This is a genomic window from Saccharomonospora piscinae (assembly GCF_005862235.1).
GTDB classification, from domain to species: Bacteria; Actinomycetota; Actinomycetes; order Mycobacteriales; family Pseudonocardiaceae; genus Saccharomonospora; species Saccharomonospora piscinae.
In genome coordinates this window covers 1113279-1134480 of the sequence record NZ_VCEK01000002.1, presented here as the reverse complement: position 1 = coordinate 1134480, position 21202 = coordinate 1113279, and the positions used below count along the sequence as shown (strand labels likewise).

The following is a 21202-nucleotide window of genomic DNA, read 5'->3' as shown; positions in this document are numbered from 1 at the left end:
ACCCACAAAGGGTTCAAAACAATCATCACCACTAGATGACAATCACTAGCACACTGTTGAGTTCTCAAACAACACACAAAGCCATATGTTATCCACCGAGCGCACCAACCAACCCCACACACTTCCAAGGGAGGTCAACACACCCGCAGGGAACACCCACACTACCACAACAAGCAGTTTGGTTCGCATTCCCCTGTACCGAGTAACCCGCACCCGGCCCTTCCGGCCCGGCCCGGTCTCCCCGGCGACGAAAAGAAGATTACACACCCCCACCAACCCCACAAACAGGGGGGTCCCTTTAGTGGATCTTCGCAGGTCAGCACGCCTACCCCCGAGCAAGATCGGCACAGCGGCCGTTCCCGGCGATACGCTGGCCCCATGCCTCGCCCGAAGACCCACGACGACGCCCTGCGGGTGAAGCTGCTCGACCGCGCCGGGGAGCTCGTCGCGGAGGAGGGCCCGCGGGGGCTCAGCCTCCGCAGGCTCGCCTCGGAAGTGGGGACGTCGACGACCGCCGTGTACTCCCTGTTCGGCAGCAAGCCCGCGCTGCTGTCCGAGTTGCGAGCCGACGGGTTCCGCCGGCTCGGCGACCAGCTGCGTGCGACCGCACCGACCGGCGACCCGATCGCCGACCTGGTGCGGCTCGGCACGGAGTACCGCGCGTTCGCGCTCACCCAGCGCCACCTCTACCCGATCATGTTCGGCGACCCCGGCACGCCGGGCGGCGCCCCGGCCGAGGACGACATCGCGGGCCCGGTGCTGGCTCCCCTGCGCGAGGCGGTGCGAGCGGCCGTGGCCACCGGCGCCCTTCCCCGCGTGCCCGACGACATGGTCGCGGGCAGCGTGTGGGCGTACGCGCACGGCATGGTGTCGTTCGAGCTGGGCCGGGCCCTGCCGGACGGGTTCGAGTACTGCCGTGCCTACGAGCGCGGGCTTCGGGCGACGGTCACCGGCTGGGCCGGTTCACCTCACACCGCCCCGTACTGACGGTCCCCCGCGTCACCGAGACCCGGCACGATGAAGCCGGAGTCGTTGAGCCGCTCGTCGACGCTCGCGGTGACCACGCGCACCGGCAGACCGGTCTCCTCCAGCCTGCGAAGCCCCTCCGGCGCGGCCAGCGCGCACACGGCCGTCACGTCGGTGGCGCCCCGCTCGGTCAGCAGGCGGATCGTGTACTCCATCGAACCGCCGGTCGCGAGCATCGGATCGAGCACGAACACCGGCCGCCCTTCCAGTGACGCGGGCAGCGACTCCAGGTAGGGCGTCGGTTCGAGTGTCCGCTCGTCCCTGGCGAGCCCGACGAAGCCCATCTGCGCGTCCGGGATCAGCTTGTGGGCCTGGTCCGCCATTCCGAGCCCCGCCCTGAGCACGGGCACGAGCAGAGGCGGGTCGGCCAGCCGGTAGGCGTCCGTGCGGGCGACCGGCGTGTGCATCCGCTCCGTCGTCAACGGCGCGTCCCGCGTGGCCTCGTAGGTCAGCATGACCGTGAGTTCCTGCAGTGCCGCGCGGAACGCGGCGCTGTCGGTGCGGGCGTCACGCATCGTGGACAGGCGCGCCCTGGCCAGCGGGTGTTCGACGACGAGAACGTCCATGGCGACACCCTAACGCCCCTGCGCGGACCGAAATCGGTTGTCCGGACGACCACCTCTCCGGCACGGTCCCCGCATGGCAAGCAGCATCGAGAACACCGTCGTCGACTGCGCGGACGCGTACGCACTGGGCCGGTTCTGGAGCGCGGTTCTGAACCGGCCGCTGTCTCCGGAGGACGAGCCCGGTGACCCGGAGGCACTGATCGTACTGCCCGGAGGGGGCAACCTGCTCTTCATTCAGGTTCCCGAGCCCAAGTCGGTGAAGAACCGTCTGCACTTCTGCCTGCGGCCGGACGTGCCCCGGGACGAGGAGGTGCAGCGCCTGCTCGACCTCGGCGCGACACTGGCCGACGACCAGCGCCGTCCGGACGGCACGGGGTGGGCCGTCCTCGCGGACCCCGAGGGCAACGAGTTCTGCGTGCTGCGGGGCTCCCACGATGATCCGCCACGGCCCGTCACGACCTAGCGCCGCGAAGGCCACCCTCGCTGCACCTGGCCCAGTGAAGGTGGCCTTCGCTGCGCCCGCTCCGGCGATAGGGTGAGCGGGTGAGCGAACAGCCCCCACGTCCCGACCCGAAGCGGTTGCGCGCGTCGGATGCCGACCGGGAACGCATCGCGCAGCTCCTGCACAAGGCTCTGGGCGAGGGCAGGATCACCCTGGCCGAGCTGGAGGAGCGCCTCGACACCGTGTACGGCGCGAAGACGGTCGGCGAGCTGGAGCCCGTGCTGGCCGACCTTCCGGCCGACGGCGTGGCGCTGACACCGGCGGCCGAAACCGCTCCGGCGGCACCCGACCGGCGCATCGGCGGCAGGCCCGGCTCCACGTTCTCCATCGCGGTGATGTCGGGGGTCGACCGCAAGGGCGAGTGGGTGGTGCCGCCGCAGCACAACAGCGTGGCCTTCTGGGGCGGCGTGCAGCTCGACCTGCGCCACGCGCGTTTCGCCGAGCAACACTCCACGATCACGGCCGTCGCGATCATGGGTGGTATCGAGGTGATCGTGCCCGACGACGTCGTCGTGGACGTCACCGGAATCGGCATCATGGGCGGCTTCGAGAGCCGGGACAAGAAGGGCGCGGCTCGCACCGCACCGCCCGGCGCCCCGGTCGTCAAGGTCACCGGACTGGCGTTCTGGGGCGGTGTCGAGGTCAAGCGCGTGCCTCGCAGCAAGATCAAGGAGCTGGAGTAGCGCGGCCCGCACCGAGCGGCGCCGCGTCTGGCCGGCGTCGGGCTACCCTGTCGCGCATGGCAACAGCTACCCTGCCGGCCGAGCTCGCCGACGCGACCCGCGACGAGCGCAGCCTGCGCCGGTTCCTGCACGGCCTGCCCGGCGTGGACCAGGTCGGTGTCGAACAGCGTGCCGCGGGCCTCGCCACCCGCAGCATCAAGAAGGACGCGAAGCGGTGGGCGATCGACACCGCGATCTCGATGGTCGACCTGACCACGCTGGAAGGCGCCGACACCCCGGGCAAGGTGCGGGCACTGGCCGCGAAGGCCCGGCGCCCCGACCCCGACCACCCCGACGCACCGCCCGTGGCGGCGGTGTGCGTGTACCCCGACCTGGCCGCGACGGCTGTGGCGGCGCTCGACGGCAGCGGGGTCGCGGTGGCCAGCGTGGCGACCGCGTTCCCTTCGGGGCGATCCAGCCGGGACGTGAAGCTGGCGGACGTGGCGCTGGCCGTGTCCGCGGGCGCCACCGAGGTGGACATGGTCATCGACCGGGGCGCGTTCCTGGCCGGCCGGTACGGGCAGGTGTTCGATGAGATCCGCGCCGTCAAGCAGGCCTGCGGGGACGCGCACCTGAAGGTGATCCTGGAGACCGGCGAACTCGCCACCTACGACAACGTCCGGCGCGCGTCGTGGCTCGCGCTGCTCGCGGGTGGGGACTTCGTGAAGACCTCCACCGGCAAGGTCTCCCCCGCCGCGACGCTGCCGGTGACGCACGTACTGCTGCAGGCGGTGCGCGACTGGCACGACTCCACCGGCGAGCTGCGCGGGGTCAAGCCAGCGGGCGGCATCCGCAACACCAAGGACGCCGTGCGTTACCTCGTCGCCGTCCACGAGGTCGCGGGGCCGCAGTGGCTGACGCCGTCGCTGTTCCGCTTCGGCGCGTCCAGCCTGCTCAACGACCTGCTGTTGCAGCGCCGCACCCAGCTCACCGGCCGTTACAGCGGCCCCGACTACCTCGCATTGGACTGATCGTGAGCCAGTGGGACTACGCACCCGCGCCCGAGTCGCGTGAGGTGGCCAACCTCAAGCCCCAGTACCACCCGTTCATCGGTGGCGAGTTCGTCGACGGGACGGGCGAGCCGCTCAAGACGCTCAACCCGGCCACCGAGGAGGTGCTGGCCGAGGTCGGCACGGCGGGGCCCGCCGACGTGGACAACGCGGTGAAGGCCGCGCGCAAGGCGTACGACCGTGTGTGGGGGCCGATGCCCGGCGCCGAACGCGCGAAGTACGTGTTCCGCCTGGCCCGGCTGCTCCAGGAACGCGCGCGCGAGCTCGCCGTGCTGGAGACGCTGGACAACGGCAAGCCGATCAAGGAGTCGCGCGACGCGGACGTGCCCACGGCGGCGGCGCACTTCTTCTACCACGCGGGCTGGGCGGACAAGCTCGACCACGCGGGGCTGGGCCCCGACCCGCGCCCGCTGGGCGTGGCGGGGCAGGTCATCCCGTGGAACTTCCCGCTGCTGATGCTGGCGTGGAAGGTCGCGCCCGCGCTGGCCACCGGCAACACGGTGGTGCTCAAGCCCGCCGAGACCACGCCGCTGACGGCGCTGGTGTTCGCCGAGATCTGCCAGCAGGCCGGCCTGCCCCCCGGTGTGGTCAACGTGCTGCCGGGCGCGGGCGACGTCGGGGCGGCCGTCGTCGACCACCCCGGCGTGAACAAGGTCGCGTTCACCGGGTCGACGGAGGTCGGCAAGCAGATCCAGCGCACGGTCGCGGGCACCGGCAAGCGGCTGACGCTGGAGCTGGGCGGGAAGGCCGCGAACATCGTGTTCGACGACGCGCCGCTCGACCAGGCCGTCGAGGGCATCGTGAACGGCATCTTCTTCAACCAGGGGCACGTGTGCTGTGCGGGTTCCCGGCTGCTGGTGCAGGAGTCGATCGCCGACGAGGTGCTGGCCAAGCTCCGTGCGCGGGTGGCCACGCTGCGGCTGGGCGACCCGCTGGACAAGAACACCGACATCGGCGCGGTCAACTCCGCCGAGCAGCTCGCCAGGATCCGGGAGCTCGCCGACTCCGGTGAGAGCGAGGGCGCGCAGCGGTGGACCAGCCCGTGCCCGCTGCCGGAGAAGGGTTACTTCTTCGCGCCCACGGTGTTCTCCGGCGTCGAGCAGTCCATGCGCATCGCCAGGGAGGAGATCTTCGGGCCCGTGCTGTCGGTGCTCACGTTCCGCACCCCCGACGAGGCCGTGGCGAAGGCCAACAACACGCCCTACGGCCTGTCGGCGGGTGTGTGGACCGACAAGGGTTCCCGCATCCTGTGGATGGCCGACAAGCTGCGCGCCGGCGTGGTGTGGGCCAACACGTTCAACCGTTTCGATCCCGCCGCGCCGTTCGGTGGCTACAAGGAATCAGGATTCGGGCGCGAGGGCGGCCGGACGGGTCTGGAGGCGTACCTGCATGTCCAGGGTTGAGGTGGCGAAGACCTACAAGCTGTATGTCGGCGGCGCGTTCCCGCGTTCGGAGTCGGGGCGGACCTACCCGGTGAACGACACCAAGGGGCGGTTTTTGGCCAACGCCTCCCACGCCTCCCGCAAGGACCTGCGCGACGCGGTGGTGGCCGCGCGCAAGGCCTTCGGCGGCTGGTCGGGGGCGACGGCCTACAAGCGGGGCCAGGTGCTGTACCGCGTCGCGGAGATGCTGGAGGGACGGCGGGAGCAGTTCGTCTCCGCCGTCGCCGCATCGGAGGGGCTGACCGGTAAGAAGGCGGAGTCCGTCGTGGACGCCGCCGTGGACCGCTGGGTGTACTACGCGGGCTGGACCGACAAGCTCGCGTCGGTGTTCGGGGCGGCGAACCCGGTGGCGGGGCCGTACTTCTCGTTCACGGTGCCGGAGCCAACGGGTGTCGTCGGGGTGCTCGCGCCGCAGCGCTCGTCGCTGCTGGGGCTGGTCAGCGTGCTGGCCCCGGTGCTGGCGACGGGCTGCACCGCCGTCGTGGTGAGCAGCGCCGACCGGCCGCTGCCCGCCGTGACGCTGGCGGAGGTGCTGGCGACGTCGGACGTGCCGGGCGGTGTGGTGAACGTGCTGACGGGCCGGGCACTGGAGCTCGGGCCGTGGCTGGCCTCGCACGAGGACGTGAACGCCGTCGACCCCACCGGGGCGGGGCCCACGGGCCGGGTGGAGATCGCCAGGGAGGCCGCGGGGACGGTCAAGCGGGTGCTCGACGTGTCCGACGACGAGCCCGACTGGACCCGGCAGCCGACGACCGCCCGGCTGCGGCACTGCCTCGAGGCCAAGACGGTGTGGCACCCGATGGGCGTCTGAGCTACGCGAACTGCGGACACGGCTACGTAGCCTGCGGACACGGCTACGTCAGCTGCGGACACGGCTACGTGGGGTGCGGACACGGTGCGTCCGCACCCCACGGCCGTCAGCGGAGCGGGTAGGCGCCGACGATGGTCTGCTTCAGGCCGTTGCCGTCGGTGTCCTTCGCCTCGACCCGCAACGACACGTCCTTCGCATCCTCGGGCGCCGTCACCGCGATCTCGCGACCGTCGCGGAACGCGTTGTACGGCACCGGACGCCACTCCTGGCCACCGTCGAAGGAGACCTGGAATCGCAACGACTCCAGCTCCGGCTCCGCTGTACTCCCGTTGCGCTGCACGGTGAACGGCAACCGCACCTTCTCCCCCGCCTCGGGCGCGTCGCCCACGCCGAAACCGGTGTCGAAATGCACCGCCAGCAGTGGCAGCGCGACCTGCTGACCCGGCCCGGCGGTCCCGCCCCGGAACGTCCACTCCGCGTCGATCTCCCGCGACAGCAGCGCCCGCTCGCCGCGGTCGGCGTGCACGCTCAGCCGGTACGACGCGGGCTCGTTCGGCACCTCGAAACCACCGCCGGTCCAGGCCGTCTCGCCGACCAGCTCACCCTCGCGGTAGAGCCGCGTCAGCGCCTCGTCCGTGACCGACATGCCAGCGTGCCCGCCGCCGTCGCTGTACAGCGGCAGGTGGAAACCCACGCCGTAGTCGGCCTGGTAGGCCCAGGGCGTCGCCGACGGCGGGAAAGCGGGTCCCTGCACCGCCGTGTTCCACCGCTGCTCCACGCTCTCCCCCGGCTCGAAGGCGCGGGCAGCGGCGGTCTGCTCACCGACGAGCATCGGCGGTGCGTCGTCGCGAACGGGTTCCTCGACCACCATCAGCGAGGACGCCCAGGGCACACCCGGGGTGTAGTACTCCGCCAGCTCGAACGGGAACCGGGCGGCGACGATATCGCGCTGTCCCCAGGGAGCCAGGCCGCTGTCCGCGTGACTGCCGCGTACCCGGGCGAGTTCGTCATCCGCGACGCGATGCCCCATCGCGTCCGGCAGCGATCCCTGGTGCGCGTGCCGCAGCCGGTAGAGATACGGGCTGTCCACGAACGTCCCGTCGCCGTCGGGCCGGGCGTGTGAGGTCTCGACGGCGAACTCGAAGCTCTCGTGCTCGCTCCGGGAGCCCAGTACCGTGACGTCGTCGAGATCGCGTCGTGCCACCTGCCAGCCGAAGCTCCCCCACGGGGCGACGGCACCGAAGGACAGGAACGCGTCACCGACCCGAGCCTCAGGCCGGTCGGTGAGCTCCACCGTCGGGTGGTAGCCCTCGCGCAGGTCGAACACGATGTCGCGCCGCTGGTCCACGACCACCCTGGGTTCGACCGCGATGCCCGTGGTCGGCGTGCCGGTCGCATCCTGTGCCATCCGTAGCGACTCCAGGTAGTAGGTGCCCTTGCGTGCCCTGACGTGGTAGCCACCGTCCTCGGCGGACAGTTCGTGGTCCCGAGGCTCGGTCAGCGACACGAGCCGCACGTGGGCGTCCTCGACCGGCTCGCCGTCGAGTCCGATCACGGTGACGTCGACGTCGTAGCTCTCCCGCTCGCGGGTCACGCCGAGCACGGTCCGCAGGTGCGTGCCGTCGCCACCGGTGGCGAGGACGGCCCCGCTGTAGAGCCCGTTCGGCGCGTCGACGCCGGTGTCGACGGTGACGGTGGTCTCGGCCTGCCCGCCCGCCGGTACGGTCAGCTCGTCGTCGGCGAGGCTGAGCACGCCGTCGACCGGGGCGCCCTCGGGCCCGTGCAGAGTCGTCTCGAGCGACAGCGTGACCGGCTCGGCGCCGTCGTTGGTGTAGGTGAGAGTGCGCTCCACCGGAGTGTCGTCGTGGTGCGGCCACTCCTGGATGCCCAGGTTCAGCACCGCGGGCTGGGCGCTGACCTGCTGGCGCACCGCGCGCGCCACGTCCACCCGGCCCGCGCCCTGCTCGTACACGGTCGCGTTCGGACTGGGTGTGGCGGAGTTGGTCAGCGCCGACTTGAGCTCGCCCGCATCGGCATCGCCACGAGCCTGCGCGACCAGCGCCGCGGCACCCGTCACGTGCGGTGCCGCCATCGAGGTGCCCGACATGCCCTGGTAGTGGTCGCCGACCGGATCGCCGACCTCCGAGCCACTCGCCCTGGCCGCGACGACGTCCACGCCGGGGGCGGTGATCTCCGGCTTGACGGCGTTGTCGCCGAGCCGGGGCCCCCGGCTGGAGAAGTCGGCGAGCCGGTCGTCGTTGTCGACGGCCCCGACGGTCAGTGCCGCGTCGGCCGACGCGGGATCGCCGATGGTGGAGTCGCCGGTGTTGCCCGCCGAGACCACGAACAGGCTGCCGGTCTCCTCGGTGAGCCGGTCCACGGCTTGCGCGAGGGGGCCGCTGCCGTCATCGGCCCAGGTCGCGCCGAGGCTCATGTTGACCACGGACGCGCGCTCGGCCGCCCAGTCCATGCCCGCGAGAATCCACGACTCCTGTCCGGAGGCGCTGGCGTTGAGCACCCGGCCCACAGCGAGGTCGGCGTCGGGAGCCACGCCCCGGTAGCGGCCGTCGCTGGCGGTGCCGTCACCGGCGATGGTCCCGGCCACGTGCGTGCCGTGTCCGTGCTCGTCGTCGACGGTGCCTTCCCCGGTGAAGTCCCGGGACTCGGCCACGGCGTCCGCGAGGTCAGGGTGGTCGGCGTCGATACCGCTGTCGAGCACGGCCACCGTCACACCTTCCCCGGTATAGCCGTTCTCCCAGGCCTCCGGGGCGCCGATGCGCGGCACCGTCTCGTCGGAGGTGGCGTGCACGGGGGCGTCGAGCCACAGGTGCTCGATGCCCTGTCCGGGCCGCAGCATCGGCCGCACGCCGTCCCAGAACCGGGTCGCCGAGGACTTCGCGGCCGACAGCGCCTCACCGTCGACGGCCGCGAGGGTGCCCGTGCGTTCCGCCGCACCGTCGGACAGCACGCGGGTGCGGCTGTGTTCCTGTTCCGTCGAGTCCTCGTAGGACACCATGACCGGCACGTCCTCGCGGGCGCCGTCGTGGTAGCCGACCTCGATCAGCTTCGACACGTTGAACAACCGCCGGTCCAGCGTTCCCGCCGCGACGGCGGGTGCCGCGTCGTGGGGCACCACGTGGACATCTCCCGCCCTCCGGACGGTCCGGAACCCGATGTTCTCCCGGCCTGCTCCCGGCTCCACCCGTGCCCGCGCGTCCGCGCCCGAGCCCGTGAGCCGGACCCGGTCTCCGGTGACCAGCGTGACCGTGGGTCCTCCGGCGGTGTGGAAGTCCGCCTGCCGCGCGCGTGGGTCCGCGTCGGCCACCGCCACCGGCGGCGCCGCCGCGAGCGTGGTCGCCAACGCGGCCACGAGCCCGAGCGTGGGTCGTCGACCTCTCAACGTCGCTCCCCTTTCCGTGGGTTGGGGGAAGCGGTGCCGCTTCCCCGCCCACTCTTGGTTCGGGGAAGGGCCCGCGTCCCAGACGGACCTGGGCCCTCGTCGCACTGCGGACACGGCTACGCAGGCTGCGGACACGGCTACGTGGGATGCGGACACGGTGGCGTCCGCATCCCACGGCCGTCAGCGCACCGGGTAGGCGCCGACGATGGTCTGCTCCACCGTGTTGCCGTCGGTGTCCTCGGCCACGGCCCGCAGCGACACGTCGTCCGTGCCCTCCGGTGCCGTCACGGTGAGAACACGCTGGGCCTGGTTCGGCCGGTACGGCGTGAACCGCCACGACTCGCCTCCGTCGAAGGAGACCTCGACGCGCAGCGACGCCAGCTCCGGTTCACCTGCCAGCCCGTTGCGCTGCACCGTCACCGGAACCCGCACCGGTTCACCCGGTGTCGCGGCGTGATCGTCACCGAGGTCCGGGGCGTAGCGCACGGCGAGCAGCGGGACGGCACCGGCGGTGTCTTGCTGCCCGGACCGGAACGTCCACTCGCTCGTCAGGGTCCGGGACAGTGGGGTGACACTGCTCCGGTCGGCCTCGACGCGCAGGCGGTACTCGCCCGCCGACGCCGGTACCGCGAAGGCTCCGAAGCCGGCGGATTCGGTCCGGCCCAGCGATTCGCCGTCGCGGAACAGTTCGGTGAACCCGGAGTCCACCACCGATCGGCCCGCACTGCCGGGGGTGGAGTCCGCGTACAGCGGCAGGTCGAACCGCAGGGTGTCGCCGTCGCGCTCGGCCCAGAACCCGTCGGTCTGCGGGAAGGCAGGGCCGAACACCGGCACGTTCCACCGGCGCTGCCCGTTGTCCCCGCGCTCGAAGACCTCGGTGTGCAGCAGGGTGAACTCACCCAGCGGCTGCCCCACCCGCCCCAGCCGCAACGGCGAGGTCCAGCGCACCCCCGGCGTGTAGTAGTCGGTGACCTCGAACGGCACCGTGCCCGTGACGAGCTCGCGTGCGGCGCCGAACCCGGCACCACCGCCGGTATGGACACTGTGGACCCGCGCCAGCTCCTCGTCGCCCACCAAGTAGGTCAGCTCGTCCGGGATTCCCCCGTGCTCCGTCTGCCGCAGGTGGTAGGCGTACGGGCTGCCCGCGAATCCCCCGGCACCGTCCGGACGCGCGTGCTCGGTCTCCAGGGTGAACTCGAACGTGTCGTCCGTCGTCTCGGACGGTCGCAGGAAGACGTCGTCCAGGCTGCCGCCCCCGGTCAGCATGCCGGTCTCGGGATAGCCGCCATCGGTCTCCATCAGGAATGTCGCCACGACCTGGTCGATCTCGGCGTCCGCTCGCTCCGGTGTCACGCTCAGCGGCTCGGCGTCCCTGGCGTCGAGCACCAGCGATCGGTCCCGGTCGAGGCTGACGGTGGGCTCCACGAAGATCGTGGAACCGGCCAGCCCGTAACCGTCGTTGACGTCGACCGCCAGGTAGTAGTCGTCCTTGGCCAGCCGCTGGGAGAACTCACCGGACTCGTGGTAGCCCCCGTACGTCCACGGCTTGCCGTGGCGGGACAGGAAGACGTAAGCCTTCGTCGCGGGCTCCCCGTCGCGACCGAGCACGGTGAGGTCGAGCTCGTAGCTCTCGACCTCTTGGTCCACGCCGACCGGAGTGCGCACCGCCGTGTCTCCCGCGGTGGCGAGCACGACACCGCTGTAGCGCCCGTCGGCCCCGCCAACGGTGGTGTCGACGGTGACCGTCGCGTCGGCCTGTCCACCCGCGGGCACCGTGAGCTGAGCAGGCTCGACCGTGAGCATGCCCTCGGGCGCGCTCCCGGCCGGCCCGGACAGCTCGCCTGCGAGGTCCAGGGTGATCGGCTCCTCCGCCGTGTTGGTGTAGGTGAGCGAGCGCCGCACCGGCTCGTCGTCGGTGTGCGGCCACTCCACGACACCGAGGCTCAGACTCGCGGGTGAGGCGAACACCGCTCGCCGCAGGGCCGCGGCGGCGTCGATCCGCCCCGCGCCCTGCTCGTGCACGGTGAGCGCGGGGTGAGCCTGGGCACTGCCCATGAGCACGGGCTTGAGTTCGTCCGCGTCCCAGCCGGTCCGGCTCTCGGCGAGCAGCGCGGCGGCACCGGCGACGTGCGGCGCCGCCATCGACGTCCCGGACGCGGTGGTGTAGTGCTCTCCCACCGGCTCGCCCATCGCCGGGCCCGCTGCCCTGGCGGCCACGATGTCCTGGCCCGGCGCGGTGACGTCCGGTTTGATGGCCCCGTCGCCCGTGCGGGGACCGCGACTGGAGAACTCGGCGAGTTCGTCGTCCTTGGTGACCGCTCCCACGGTCAGCGCGGCGTCGGCGGAGCCGGGTGAGCCGACCGTGCCCGTGTCCGGTCCCGCGTTGCCCGCGGCGACCACGAACAGGGCCCCGGTCTCCTCGGTGAGCCGGTTCACCGCCACCGACATGGGGTCGGTGCCGTCGCTGGGGTCGCCACCCAGGCTCATGTTCACCACGGCCGCGTTGCCTGCGGCCCACTCCATCCCGGCCAGAATCCAGGACTCCTGCCCGGAGCCGTGATCGGCCAGGACCTTGCCGACGACCAGCTCCGCGTCCGGGGCGACGCCCCGGTACCGGCCGTCGCTGGCGGCGCCGTCACCCGCGATGGTCCCGGCCACGTGCGTGCCGTGCCCGTTGCCGTCGTGGGCGCTGCCGCCGCCGGTGAAGTCCTTCGCCTCCACGACGGCGGAGGCCAGGTCCGGGTGCTCGGCGTCGATTCCGGTGTCGAGCACGGCCACCCGGACGCCCTCGCCGGTGTAGCCGTTCTCGTGTACCTCGTCGGCACCGATCTGCGGCACGCTCTCCGCGAGCGAGGCCCGCACCGGGGCGTCGAGCCACAGCCGCTCGATCTCCGCACCGGGCCGCAGCATGGGGCGCACCCCGTCCCAGAACCGGCTGGCCTCGGCCTTGTCCGCTTCCAGCGCGGCACCCCCGATCGCGGCGAGCGAGCGGGTCCGCACCGCCGCGCCGCCGGCCGTGGTGCGGGCCCTGGCCTCGGCCGAAGCCGCCTGCCCCTGCCGGTACGACACCAGCACCGGCAGATCGTCGCGCGCACTGTCGTGGTAGCCCGCCTCGACCAGCGCGGTCACGTTGAACAGCCGCCGGTCGAGCGTGCCGTCCGCGATCAGCGCAGCGGCGTCGTTCGGGATGACGTGGACCTCGCCGTGGTCGAGATACTGGCGGTACCCCACGTCGTCGCGGCCCGGCCCCGGCACGAACTCGGCGCCGGGACCGGCGCCGAGGATCGCCCGGTCACCGGTCACCAATGTGACGACGGACGCGCCCGGTGCCGCCGCATCGGCTCCGGCCGGGTGCGCCGTCGCACCGGGCGCGGCCACCGTGGCGGCACTTCCACTTCCGGCCACCGTGATAGTCACCGCGGCCAGGGCGGCCACCGCGACGGCACGCCCGGAACGTCTGAAACCTAAGCCCACCTGCTTCGCTCCCCTCAATGATCAACAAGGGGATCAACGCTAGGGCGGGCAGCGGCGGCGCACATCGGCCGTCGGCGCGGCGAAATCGGCCGTTCGGCCGAAGCGAGCGACGCGCGCGTCAGACCTCCGCGACGTCCACGACGCGGATCACGGCCTCGCCCGCCTCGTCGGAGGCGGCGAGATCGACCTCGGCGGTGATGCTCCAGTCGTGGTTGCCGTCGGGATCGTCGAGCAGCTGGCGCACCCGCCAGAGCTCCGGCTCCTGCTCGATCAGCAGCAGACCAGGGCCGCGGGCGTTCGCCCCGGTGCCGATCTCGTCGTAGGTGTCGTAGTAGTCGGCCAGCGCGTCCGCCCAGGCATCGGCGTCCCAGCCGGAGGACGCGTCGAGCGCCCCGAGCGCGTCGTAGTCCTCCCGCGCGGCGAGCTGAACCCGGCGGAACATCTCGTTGCGCACCAGCACCCGGAACGCCCGCTCGTTGCGCGTGACCGGGGGCGGCCCCTCCGGCAGCGCGGGCCTGCCCGACGCGCCACCGTCCGCGAGCGCTTCGTCGGGGTGGCGCAGCGCCTCCCACTCGTCGAGCAGGCTGGAGTCCACCTGCCGCACCAGCTCACCCAGCCACTCGATCAGGTCCTGCAACGGCTCGGTCTTGGCGTCGTCCGGGACGGTGCGGCGCAGCGCGTCGTAGGTGTTCGCGAGGTAGCGCAGCAGCACCCCCTCCGACCTGGCGAGGTTGTAGTAGCCGATGTACTCGACGAAGTTCATCGCCCGCTCGGACATGTCCCGCACGACCGACTTCGGGGACAACCGGTAGTCCGCCACCCACGGATGCCCCTGCCGGTACCGCGAGTACGCGGCCTCCAGCAGGTCCTCCAGCGGCTTCGGGTAGGTGACGTCGTCCAGCAACTCCATCCGCTGCTCGTACTCGATGCCGTCGGCCTTCATCGCGGCGATGGCCTCGTTGCGGGCCCGGAACTGCTGTTGCGACAGCACCTGCTTGGGGTCGTCCACAGTGGCCTCGACGACGGACACCACGTCGTGCGCGTAGGACGGCGACTCGGGGTCGAGCAGGTCGAGCGCGGCCAGCGCCAGCGGGGACAGCGGCTGGTTCAGTGCGAAGTCGAGTTGCAGGTCCACGGTGAGGCGGACACGGCGGCCCTGGTCGTCGGGCTCGGGCAGTTCCTCCACCACACCGGCCGCGAGCAGCGCGCGGTAGATCGCGATGGCGCGCAGGATGTGTCTGCGCTGCGCGGGCCGGTCCTCGTGGTTGTCCTCCAGCAGCCGCCGCAGGTGGGCGAAGGCGTCACCCGGCCGGGAGATGACGTTGAGCAACATCGAGTGGCTGACCCCGAAGCGCGAGACCAGTGGCTCCGGCTCGGCCGCGACCAGCCGGTCGAAGGTGCTCTCCGTCCAGTTGACAAAGCCCTCCGGCGCCTTCTTGCGCACGATCTTGCGCTTCTTCTTGGGGTCGTCGCCCGCCTTGTCGAGTGCCTTCGCGTTCTCGATGACGTGGTCGGGGGCCTGCACGACGACGTAGCCGTCGGTGTCGTAGCCCGCGCGGCCCGCGCGGCCCGCGATCTGGTGGAACTCCCTGGCCTTGAGATGGCGCTGGCGGACGCCGTCGAACTTCGTCAGTGCCGAGAGCACCACCGTGCGGATGGGCACGTTGATACCCACCCCGAGCGTGTCGGTGCCGCAGATCAGTTTCAGCAACCCGGCCTGCGCCAGCTGTTCGACCAGGCGCCGGTACTTCGGCAGCATCCCGGCGTGGTGGACCCCGATGCCGTGGCGAACCAGCCGCGACAGCGTCTTGCCGAAACCCGCCGAGAAGCGGAAGTCGCCGATGGCCTCGGCGATGGCGTCCTTCTCGGCACGGGTGCAGACGTTGATGCTCATGAGCGCCTGCGCGCGTTCCACGGCGGCGGCCTGCGAGAAGTGCACGACGTAGACCGGTGCCTGGTCGGAGTGCAGCAGCTCCGTCACCGTCTCGTGCATCGGGGTCAGCGCGTACCGGAACGTCAGCGGCACCGGCCGCTGCGCCGAGGTGACCGCAGCCGTGTGGCGGCCGGTGCGGCGGGAGAGGTCCTTTTCGAAGAACGAGACGTCGCCGAGCGTGGCCGACATGAGCAGGAACTGGGCATGCGGCAGCTCCAGCAGCGGCACCTGCCACGCCCACCCCCGGTCGGGCTCGGAGTAGAAGTGGAACTCGTCGGCCACGACCTGACCGATCTCGTCGTCGGCGGCCTCCGGCCCCAGGCGCAACGCGAGGTTGGCGAGGATCTCCGCCGTGCAGCAGATGATGGGCGCGTCGGGGTTGACGCTGGAGTCGCCGGTGAGCATGCCGACGTGGTCGGCGCCGAAGATCTCCACCAGCGAGAAGAACTTCTCCGACACCAGCGCCTTGATCGGCGCGGTGTAGAAGCTGCGCCTTCCCTCGGCCAGCGCGGCGAAGTGGGCCCCGACCGCCACCAGGCTCTTTCCCGAGCCGGTGGGCGTCGAGAGGATCACGTTGGCGCCCGAGACCAGCTCGATCAGCGCCTCCTCCTGCGCCGGGTACAGCTCGAGGCCGCGTTCACCCGCCCAGGTGGCGAAGGCGTCGAAGAGCTCGTCGGGATCGGCGTCCCCGGGCAGGCGGGTTGTGAGAAAGTCAGTCATCGTGCCTTAAATCGTGTCACTCGCGTGTCGATCCCATGAGGGGTGATCGCGGCTCGGCACCGGAACCCGTAGGCTGCGCCTTACACGTCCGGTTTCGAGGCATTACGGTGATCCGGCGCGCACAGGTGTTCCCGGAGGGCGGAATGGCACAGGATATCATCCCGATCGAGCTCGGGCTGCCACAAGGCGATCTGGTGACCCTGTGGGCGCCACGATGGCGGGAGGACGGCGAGGAGTGGGAGGCGTTCCTCGGCGACGAGGAGGACCTCTACGCGTTCCCCGACGCCGCCCACCTCGCCGCGTACGTACGGACGTCGGAGCAGCACGACCTGGCGGACCACCCGGCGTGGGACGCCGTGCCCGCACTGAACGTGCCGGAACTGATCCCCGACGACGACCACAGCTTCGACCTCGTCGGCGTGCCCGAGATGGTGGCCGAGGAGCCCGACTCCTGGACGCTGTCCGAGCTGGCGGAGATCGTCAACATCGTGCGCTCGCTGGCCGACGTGTGCGAACTCGACGAGGTCCACGAGGTCCTCGACGGGTGCGAGGCGTTCTCCCTGCTCGACCAGGGACAGCTCCCGTTCACCGGCCGCGAGGGCGCGCGCCTGTGGAACGATCTGTCGACCACGGTCTCCGAGAAGTGGGACGTCGTGCTCGACACCATCGACGAGCTCATCACGGTGCCGAGCGTCGACTCCGCGACGCTCGACCAGACGGCGGAGGAACTGGCCGCCTACCACGAGGAGTCGGCCGAGGCCGAGGCCGGCGTCGACTCCCGCGACGACGAGTTCGACGACGACACGGCCGAACGCGCGGACACGGATGACGCGGACGACACGGACTCCGACTCCGACGACGACGCGGACGACGCGGACGACGAGCCCGCGGGCTTCTGGGCCGAGGTGGGCATCGACCCCGTAAAGATCGTGCTCTCGTCGCGCGACTACTACACACTGCGCTGCTACCTCGACGACGAGCCGGTGTTTCTGGGCTCGGACGGCGTCATCGAGGCGTACCCGTCGGAGCGGGCGCTGGCGAGGGCACTCGCGGACGGGGGCGACCTCGCGCACACCGACCTCGCCGAGGTGTCCACCTGGGACGAGGTGCTGGCCGCGGCCACGGCCGGCGAGCTGGAGGTCGACGTCGACCCCGACAACGTCTACGTGCTGGCCGGTCTCGACGACGACATCGCCGACGGCGTGGACGCCATCGAACCCACCCAGCTCGATCTCGCGGTGGAACTGCTCACCGACGCGGCCGACTGGGCGGGCGACGACGAGGTGGCCAAGGCGCTGTCGAGTTCCGAGAGCCTCGGCTGGCTGGTGTCGTTCGTGCTGCGGCCGGACCCCACCCGGCTGACGCCGAGCCCGCCGTTCGACGCGGAGCAGCAGGCCTGGCGCGGCCTCGTGGAGTCCTTCGAGAACCGCCTGCACCTCAACTGAGCGGCTGGGTGCCGCGAAGGCCACCTGCACTGCGTCTCACGCGGCGAGGGTGGCCTTCGCGGCACCTCACACCCGCGCGGCGTACCAGGGCTTGATGACGTTGTCGATGATGTCGAGGCGCTCGTCGAACCCGATGAACGCGGACTTCATGGCGTTGATCGTGCACCACCGCACGTCGGCCCAGTCGAAACCGAAGGCGTCCACCAGCGCGGCGAACTCCGACGACACCGTGCAGTCGCTCATCAGCCGGTTGTCGGTGTTCACGGTGACGCGGAACCGCAGTTTCGCCAGCATCCCGACGGGGTGCTCGCCGATCGAGCCCACCGCGCCGGTCTGCACGTTCGACGACGGGCACAGCTCCAGCGGGATGCGGCGGTCGCGCACGTAGGCGGCGAGCCTGCCGAGTTCCGCGCCGTCGGTTCCGGTGGTGATGTCGTCGACGATGCGCACGCCGTGGCCCAGCCGTTCCGCGCCGCAGTGCTGGATGGCCTCCCAGATCGAGGCCAGGCCGAACGCCTCACCGGCGTGGATGGTGAAGTGCGCGTTGCTGGTCCGGATGTACTCGAAGGCGTCGAGGTTGCGGGTGGGCGGGTAACCCGCCTCGGGACCGGCGATGTCGAACCCGACGACGCCCTGGTCGCGGTAGCGCACGGTCAGCTCGGCGATCTCCAGCGCCCTGGCGTGCTGCCGCATCGCGCACAGCAGCGTGCCGACCCTGATCTGCTTCCCGCGCTCGGCGGCGTTCTTGCGTCCGCGCTCGAACCCGTCCTGCACGGCCTCCACGACCGCGTCCAGCGAGAGGCCGCGCTCGACGAACAGCTCGGGCGCGTAACGCACCTCCGCGTAGACCACGCCGTCGTCGGCGAGGTCCTCGACACACTCGGCGGCGACCCTCGCGAGCGCCTCCTCGGTCTGCATGACGCCGCAGGTGTGGGCGAACGTCTCCAGGTAGGTCTCCAGCGAGCCGGAGTCGGCCGCGGTGACGAACCACCGGCTCAGCTCGCCGACGTCGGTGGTGGGCAGCCCGCCGTAGCCGGTCTCGTCGGCCAGGTCGATGACCGTGCTGGGCCGCAGCCCACCGTCGAGGTGGTCGTGCAGCAGTACCTTGGGAGCTTCGCGGAGATCCTGCGGAGTCGGAACGGTTCGCGTCGACATGCGTCGACGGTACCCCGGTGGCCCACCCGGTCGGGGACGCGCACGGCCCGCAAGTCTCATGCCGTACTCGAACCTTGCCGTGTGACCCCTTCGTTATCCACAGGCGGAGCCGCACGTCACACGGTTACTCCACGGGGTCGATACCCTCCGGAGTGAGTCGATCGCTAGGCTGCCAGCGACGTCCCCTCTTCCCCGCCGATGAAGGACCCCGCAGTGACGACTGACAACCACCTCGCAGCCCCGTCCTTCGACCGGATGCGCAACATGTTGGTGCGCGCGGCCGAGGTCCGGGAGAGCGAACAGCAGCAGATCTTCGACGCGCTCGACGACATCTACGCGCGACTCGCCCCCGTCGACTCCCTCGGCGCCGTGCGCAAGCGGCTGTCCGAGCTGCCCGACCGCACCGAGGTCGGTGTCCTCGCCGAGCGGCTCGACGAGGCGATGACCCGCCTGGAAGCGCAGGACAACGCGCTGGCCGACCTCGCCCGGTCGGTCGAGGCGATCGTCGACAAGCTCGCCAAGCCCTTCGCGCAGCTCGACGGCAGGCTCGACGGCGTCGCGGCGCGGTTCGAGGGCGTCGCGGGCCGCATGGACGGCCTGGAGGACAAGCTCTCGAACATCCACCGCAGGCTCGACGAGCTTGGCGCGCACCTCGACAAGCAGGACTCCAAGATCGACTCGGTGCCCGCCGCGGTACACGGACCGGTGCGGGAGCGCGTCGACACCCTGGAGACGGGCCTCAAGGAGCGGGTCGACCGGCTCGACACCGACTCCAGGGACCGCCTCACCGCGACCACGGACACGCTGCGCACCGCGCTGTCCGACAACGCCGAGATCCTCGACCCCACGGCGAGGCTCGACTCGCTCGGCGAGCGGCTGGAGAAGGTGGGCGGCAAGCTGGACGAGCTGACGGGCCGCCTCGACAAGGTCGAGGAGAACGTCGCCTCGCAGCTCGGCGACCTGGACGGCTCGGTGAAGTCGGGCCTGTCGAAGGTCGAGGGCACGCTGTCGCAGCAGCCGGACAACGAGTCGTTCACCTCGGTGGTGCGCAAGAGCAACGAGGATTCCGAGCGGCGCATCGGCGGGCAGCTCGACGAGGCCATGGCCACGTTCGCCGAGCTGATGCTGGGTGGTGGCCCCTCGCCGCAGCCCGCGATCTCGGCTCCTCCGACGCCGCGCCAGCCGCGTCGCCGCAACGGCCGTTCCCCCAACAAGGGCTCCGACGCGAAGGCGAAGTCCGGAGCCGACGCCGACTCCGAGGAGTGACGCCGGTGTGGTGAGCGGCGGAACCGCTCAGCCGCTCACCACCCGCTCCAGCACCGGACCGCCCTCGGCCGCCTCACCGGCGCCGGGGGCGTTTCCGTGCGCGTCGCCGATCGTGCAGGCCTCCCGCAGTGTCGGCAGGACGGCCGCCACGGCCTCCGGGGTGTCGGTGTGCAGCGCGAACAGCGGCTCGCCCCGCTCGAGGGTGTCGCCCGGTTTGGCCAGGCAACGCACCCCGGCCGCGAGCTGCACCGGGTCGTCCTTGCGGGCCCGGCCAGCCCCGAGGCGCCACGCCGCCACGCCGACTCCGTAGGCGTCGAGCCGCGTGAGCACCCCGGACTCGGGGGCGGGCTCGACGTGGACGTGGGCGGGCCGGGGCAGCTCGGCCTCCGGGTCACCGCCCTGGGCGCGGATCATGCGGCACCACGTCTCGTACGCCGCTCCCGAGGCGAGCACCCGCGCCGGGTCGACCTCGGGCAGGCCCGCCAGCGCGAGCATCTCGCGCGCCAGCGCCACCGTGAGGGCCACGACGTCGGCGGGACCGCCGCCACGCAGGACCTCGACGGCCTCGGCGACCTCGACGGCGTTGCCGACGGCGGCGCCGAGCGGGGTGTCCATTCCGGTGAGCACGGCGGTGGTGGCCAGGCCGTGCGCGGCACCGATCTCCGTGAGCGCGGTCGCCAGTGCGCGGGCCTGCTCGCGGGTCTTCATGAACGCGCCGGAGCCCGTCTTGACGTCGAGCACCAGCCCGTCCGCGCCCTCGGCGATCTTCTTGCTCATGATCGAGCTGGCGATCAGCGGCACCGACTCCACGGTGCCGGTCACGTCGCGCAGCGCGTAGAGCTTGCGGTCGGCGGGGGCCAGCGACGGCGTGGCGGCGCACACGACGGCGCCCACGGACTCCAGCTGCGCCGCGATCTCGTCGGTGGACAGCTCGGCCCGCCAGCCCGGCACGGCCTCCAGCTTGTCGAGCGTGCCACCGGTGTGCCCGAGCCCGCGCCCCGACAGCTGCGGCACGGCGGCCCCGCACGCCGCCACCAGGGGCGCGAGCGGCAGCGTGATCTTGTCGCCGACGCCGCCCGTGGAGTGCTTGTCCACCGTCGGGCGCGAACAGCGCAGGGACAGCCGCTCCCCGGAGTCGATCATCGCCCCGGTCCAGCGGGCCGTCTCGGCGGCGTCCATGCCGCGCAGCAGGATCGCCATCGCCAGCGCCGCCATCTGCTCGTCGGCGACCACGCCACGGGTGAAGGCGTCGACGACCCAGTCGATCTGCTCGTCCCGCAGGCGGGCGCCGTCGCGCTTGGCGCGGATGACGTCCACGGCGGCGAACGGTTCGCCCGTCATGACGGCAGATCCCCGGGGCCGAACGCCTGCGGCAGCACGTCGCTCATCGGCAGCACGCCGCGCGGTGTGTCCACCAGGCAGGTGGTGCCGCCGAACTCGGACAGCAGTTGCCTGCACCGCCCGCACGGCATCAGCAGCGCCCCCGCACCGGAGCGGCACGCCACCGCGACGAACCGGCCCCCGCCGGAGAGCCGCAGCTGCCCCGTCATGGTCACCTCGGCACAGAGCCCCAGGCCGTAGGAGGCGTTCTCCACGTTGCATCCGGTGACCACGCGCCCGTCATCGGTCAGCGCGGCCGAGCCCACCGACAGCCCCGAGTACGGGGCGTAGGCGTGCCGTGCCGCCGCGAGGGCCTCGGCCCGCAGCCGTTCCCAGTCGATCTCGGGCAT

Annotated in this window: 15 protein-coding genes; 8 read left to right on the top strand and 7 right to left on the bottom strand. The window is 71.6% G+C overall.

Translation table 11 applies throughout. The annotated features are described in order from the left end of the window. The first annotated feature begins 378 nt into the window (after positions 1-378). Positions 379-987: a TetR/AcrR family transcriptional regulator gene (locus tag FFT09_RS11180; RefSeq protein ID WP_081193465.1), complete on the top strand. Its 609-nt coding sequence runs from the start codon at positions 379-381 to the stop codon at positions 985-987. Here the strand turns inward: FFT09_RS11180 and upp are convergent. Beyond that, on the bottom strand, positions 969-1592 hold the full coding sequence (gene upp / locus FFT09_RS11175; protein WP_024877919.1) for a uracil phosphoribosyltransferase: 624 nt from the start codon (positions 1590-1592) through the stop codon (positions 969-971). The genes FFT09_RS11180 and upp overlap by 19 nt on opposite strands. Positions 1593-1665: 73 nt before the next feature. Here upp and FFT09_RS11170 point away from each other — a divergent pair, with 73 nt between their 5' ends. The 5 genes from FFT09_RS11170 (at position 1666) to FFT09_RS11150 (ending at position 6079) form a co-directional block, all read left to right on the top strand. After that, a complete protein-coding gene (locus FFT09_RS11170; RefSeq protein ID WP_081193463.1) occupies positions 1666-2055 on the top strand; it encodes a VOC family protein in 390 nt (129 codons plus the stop codon). Between the two features lie 80 nt (positions 2056-2135). Continuing rightward, on the top strand, positions 2136-2777 hold the full coding sequence (locus FFT09_RS11165; protein WP_081193461.1) for a DUF1707 SHOCT-like domain-containing protein: 642 nt from the start codon (positions 2136-2138) through the stop codon (positions 2775-2777). A gap of 56 nt (positions 2778-2833) precedes the next feature. Continuing rightward, positions 2834-3787, top strand: coding sequence for a deoxyribose-phosphate aldolase (gene deoC / locus FFT09_RS11160; RefSeq protein WP_024877916.1), 954 nt, complete (start codon positions 2834-2836; stop codon positions 3785-3787). A 2-nt stretch (positions 3788-3789) separates the two neighbouring features. Next, positions 3790-5229 carry an aldehyde dehydrogenase family protein gene (locus tag FFT09_RS11155; protein ID WP_081193457.1) on the top strand — a complete coding sequence of 480 codons (1440 nt, stop codon included), beginning with the start codon at positions 3790-3792 and terminating at the stop codon, positions 5227-5229. Beyond that, positions 5216-6079 carry an aldehyde dehydrogenase family protein gene (locus FFT09_RS11150; RefSeq protein ID WP_138382572.1) on the top strand — a complete coding sequence of 288 codons (864 nt, stop codon included), beginning with the start codon at positions 5216-5218 and terminating at the stop codon, positions 6077-6079. Before FFT09_RS11155 ends, FFT09_RS11150 begins: the two co-directional genes overlap by 14 nt. 106 nt (positions 6080-6185) lie before the next feature. Here FFT09_RS11150 and FFT09_RS11145 read toward each other — a convergent pair whose 3' ends face one another. The 3 genes from FFT09_RS11145 to FFT09_RS11135 form a co-directional block, all read right to left on the bottom strand. Further along, the gene (locus FFT09_RS11145; protein ID WP_244231306.1) at positions 6186-9479 is read right to left on the bottom strand and encodes a S8 family peptidase; all 3294 of its coding nucleotides are present in this window, start codon (positions 9477-9479) and stop codon (positions 6186-6188) included. 180 nt (positions 9480-9659) lie between these two features. After that, positions 9660-12896, bottom strand: coding sequence for a S8 family peptidase (locus FFT09_RS11140; RefSeq protein ID WP_244231305.1), 3237 nt, complete (start codon positions 12894-12896; stop codon positions 9660-9662). A 175-nt stretch (positions 12897-13071) separates the two neighbouring features. Then, complete coding sequence (locus FFT09_RS11135) at positions 13072-15606, bottom strand: DEAD/DEAH box helicase (protein WP_138382570.1); 2535 nt, start codon at positions 15604-15606, stop codon at positions 13072-13074. A gap of 143 nt (positions 15607-15749) precedes the next feature. On the opposite strand from FFT09_RS11135, the gene FFT09_RS11130 reads away from it, so the two are divergent. Then, the gene (locus FFT09_RS11130) at positions 15750-17051 is read left to right on the top strand and encodes a primosomal protein (protein ID WP_138382569.1); all 1302 of its coding nucleotides are present in this window, start codon (positions 15750-15752) and stop codon (positions 17049-17051) included. Positions 17052-17117: 66 nt separating this feature from the next. Here FFT09_RS11130 and FFT09_RS11125 read toward each other — a convergent pair whose 3' ends face one another. Then, on the bottom strand, positions 17118-18206 hold the full coding sequence (locus FFT09_RS11125; RefSeq protein ID WP_138382568.1) for an adenosine deaminase: 1089 nt from the start codon (positions 18204-18206) through the stop codon (positions 17118-17120). A gap of 213 nt (positions 18207-18419) precedes the next feature. Here FFT09_RS11125 and FFT09_RS11120 point away from each other — a divergent pair, with 213 nt between their 5' ends. Next, entirely contained in the window at positions 18420-19472 is a 1053-nt protein-coding gene (locus FFT09_RS11120) for a coiled-coil domain-containing protein (protein ID WP_138382567.1), read from the top strand. 27 nt (positions 19473-19499) lie between these two features. Here the strand turns inward: FFT09_RS11120 and FFT09_RS11115 are convergent, their stop codons facing one another. Beyond that, entirely contained in the window at positions 19500-20813 is a 1314-nt protein-coding gene (locus FFT09_RS11115; RefSeq protein WP_138382566.1) for a thymidine phosphorylase, read from the bottom strand. After that, the gene (locus FFT09_RS11110) at positions 20810-21202 is read right to left on the bottom strand and encodes a cytidine deaminase (RefSeq protein WP_081193443.1); all 393 of its coding nucleotides are present in this window, start codon (positions 21200-21202) and stop codon (positions 20810-20812) included. Before FFT09_RS11110 ends, FFT09_RS11115 begins: the two co-directional genes overlap by 4 nt.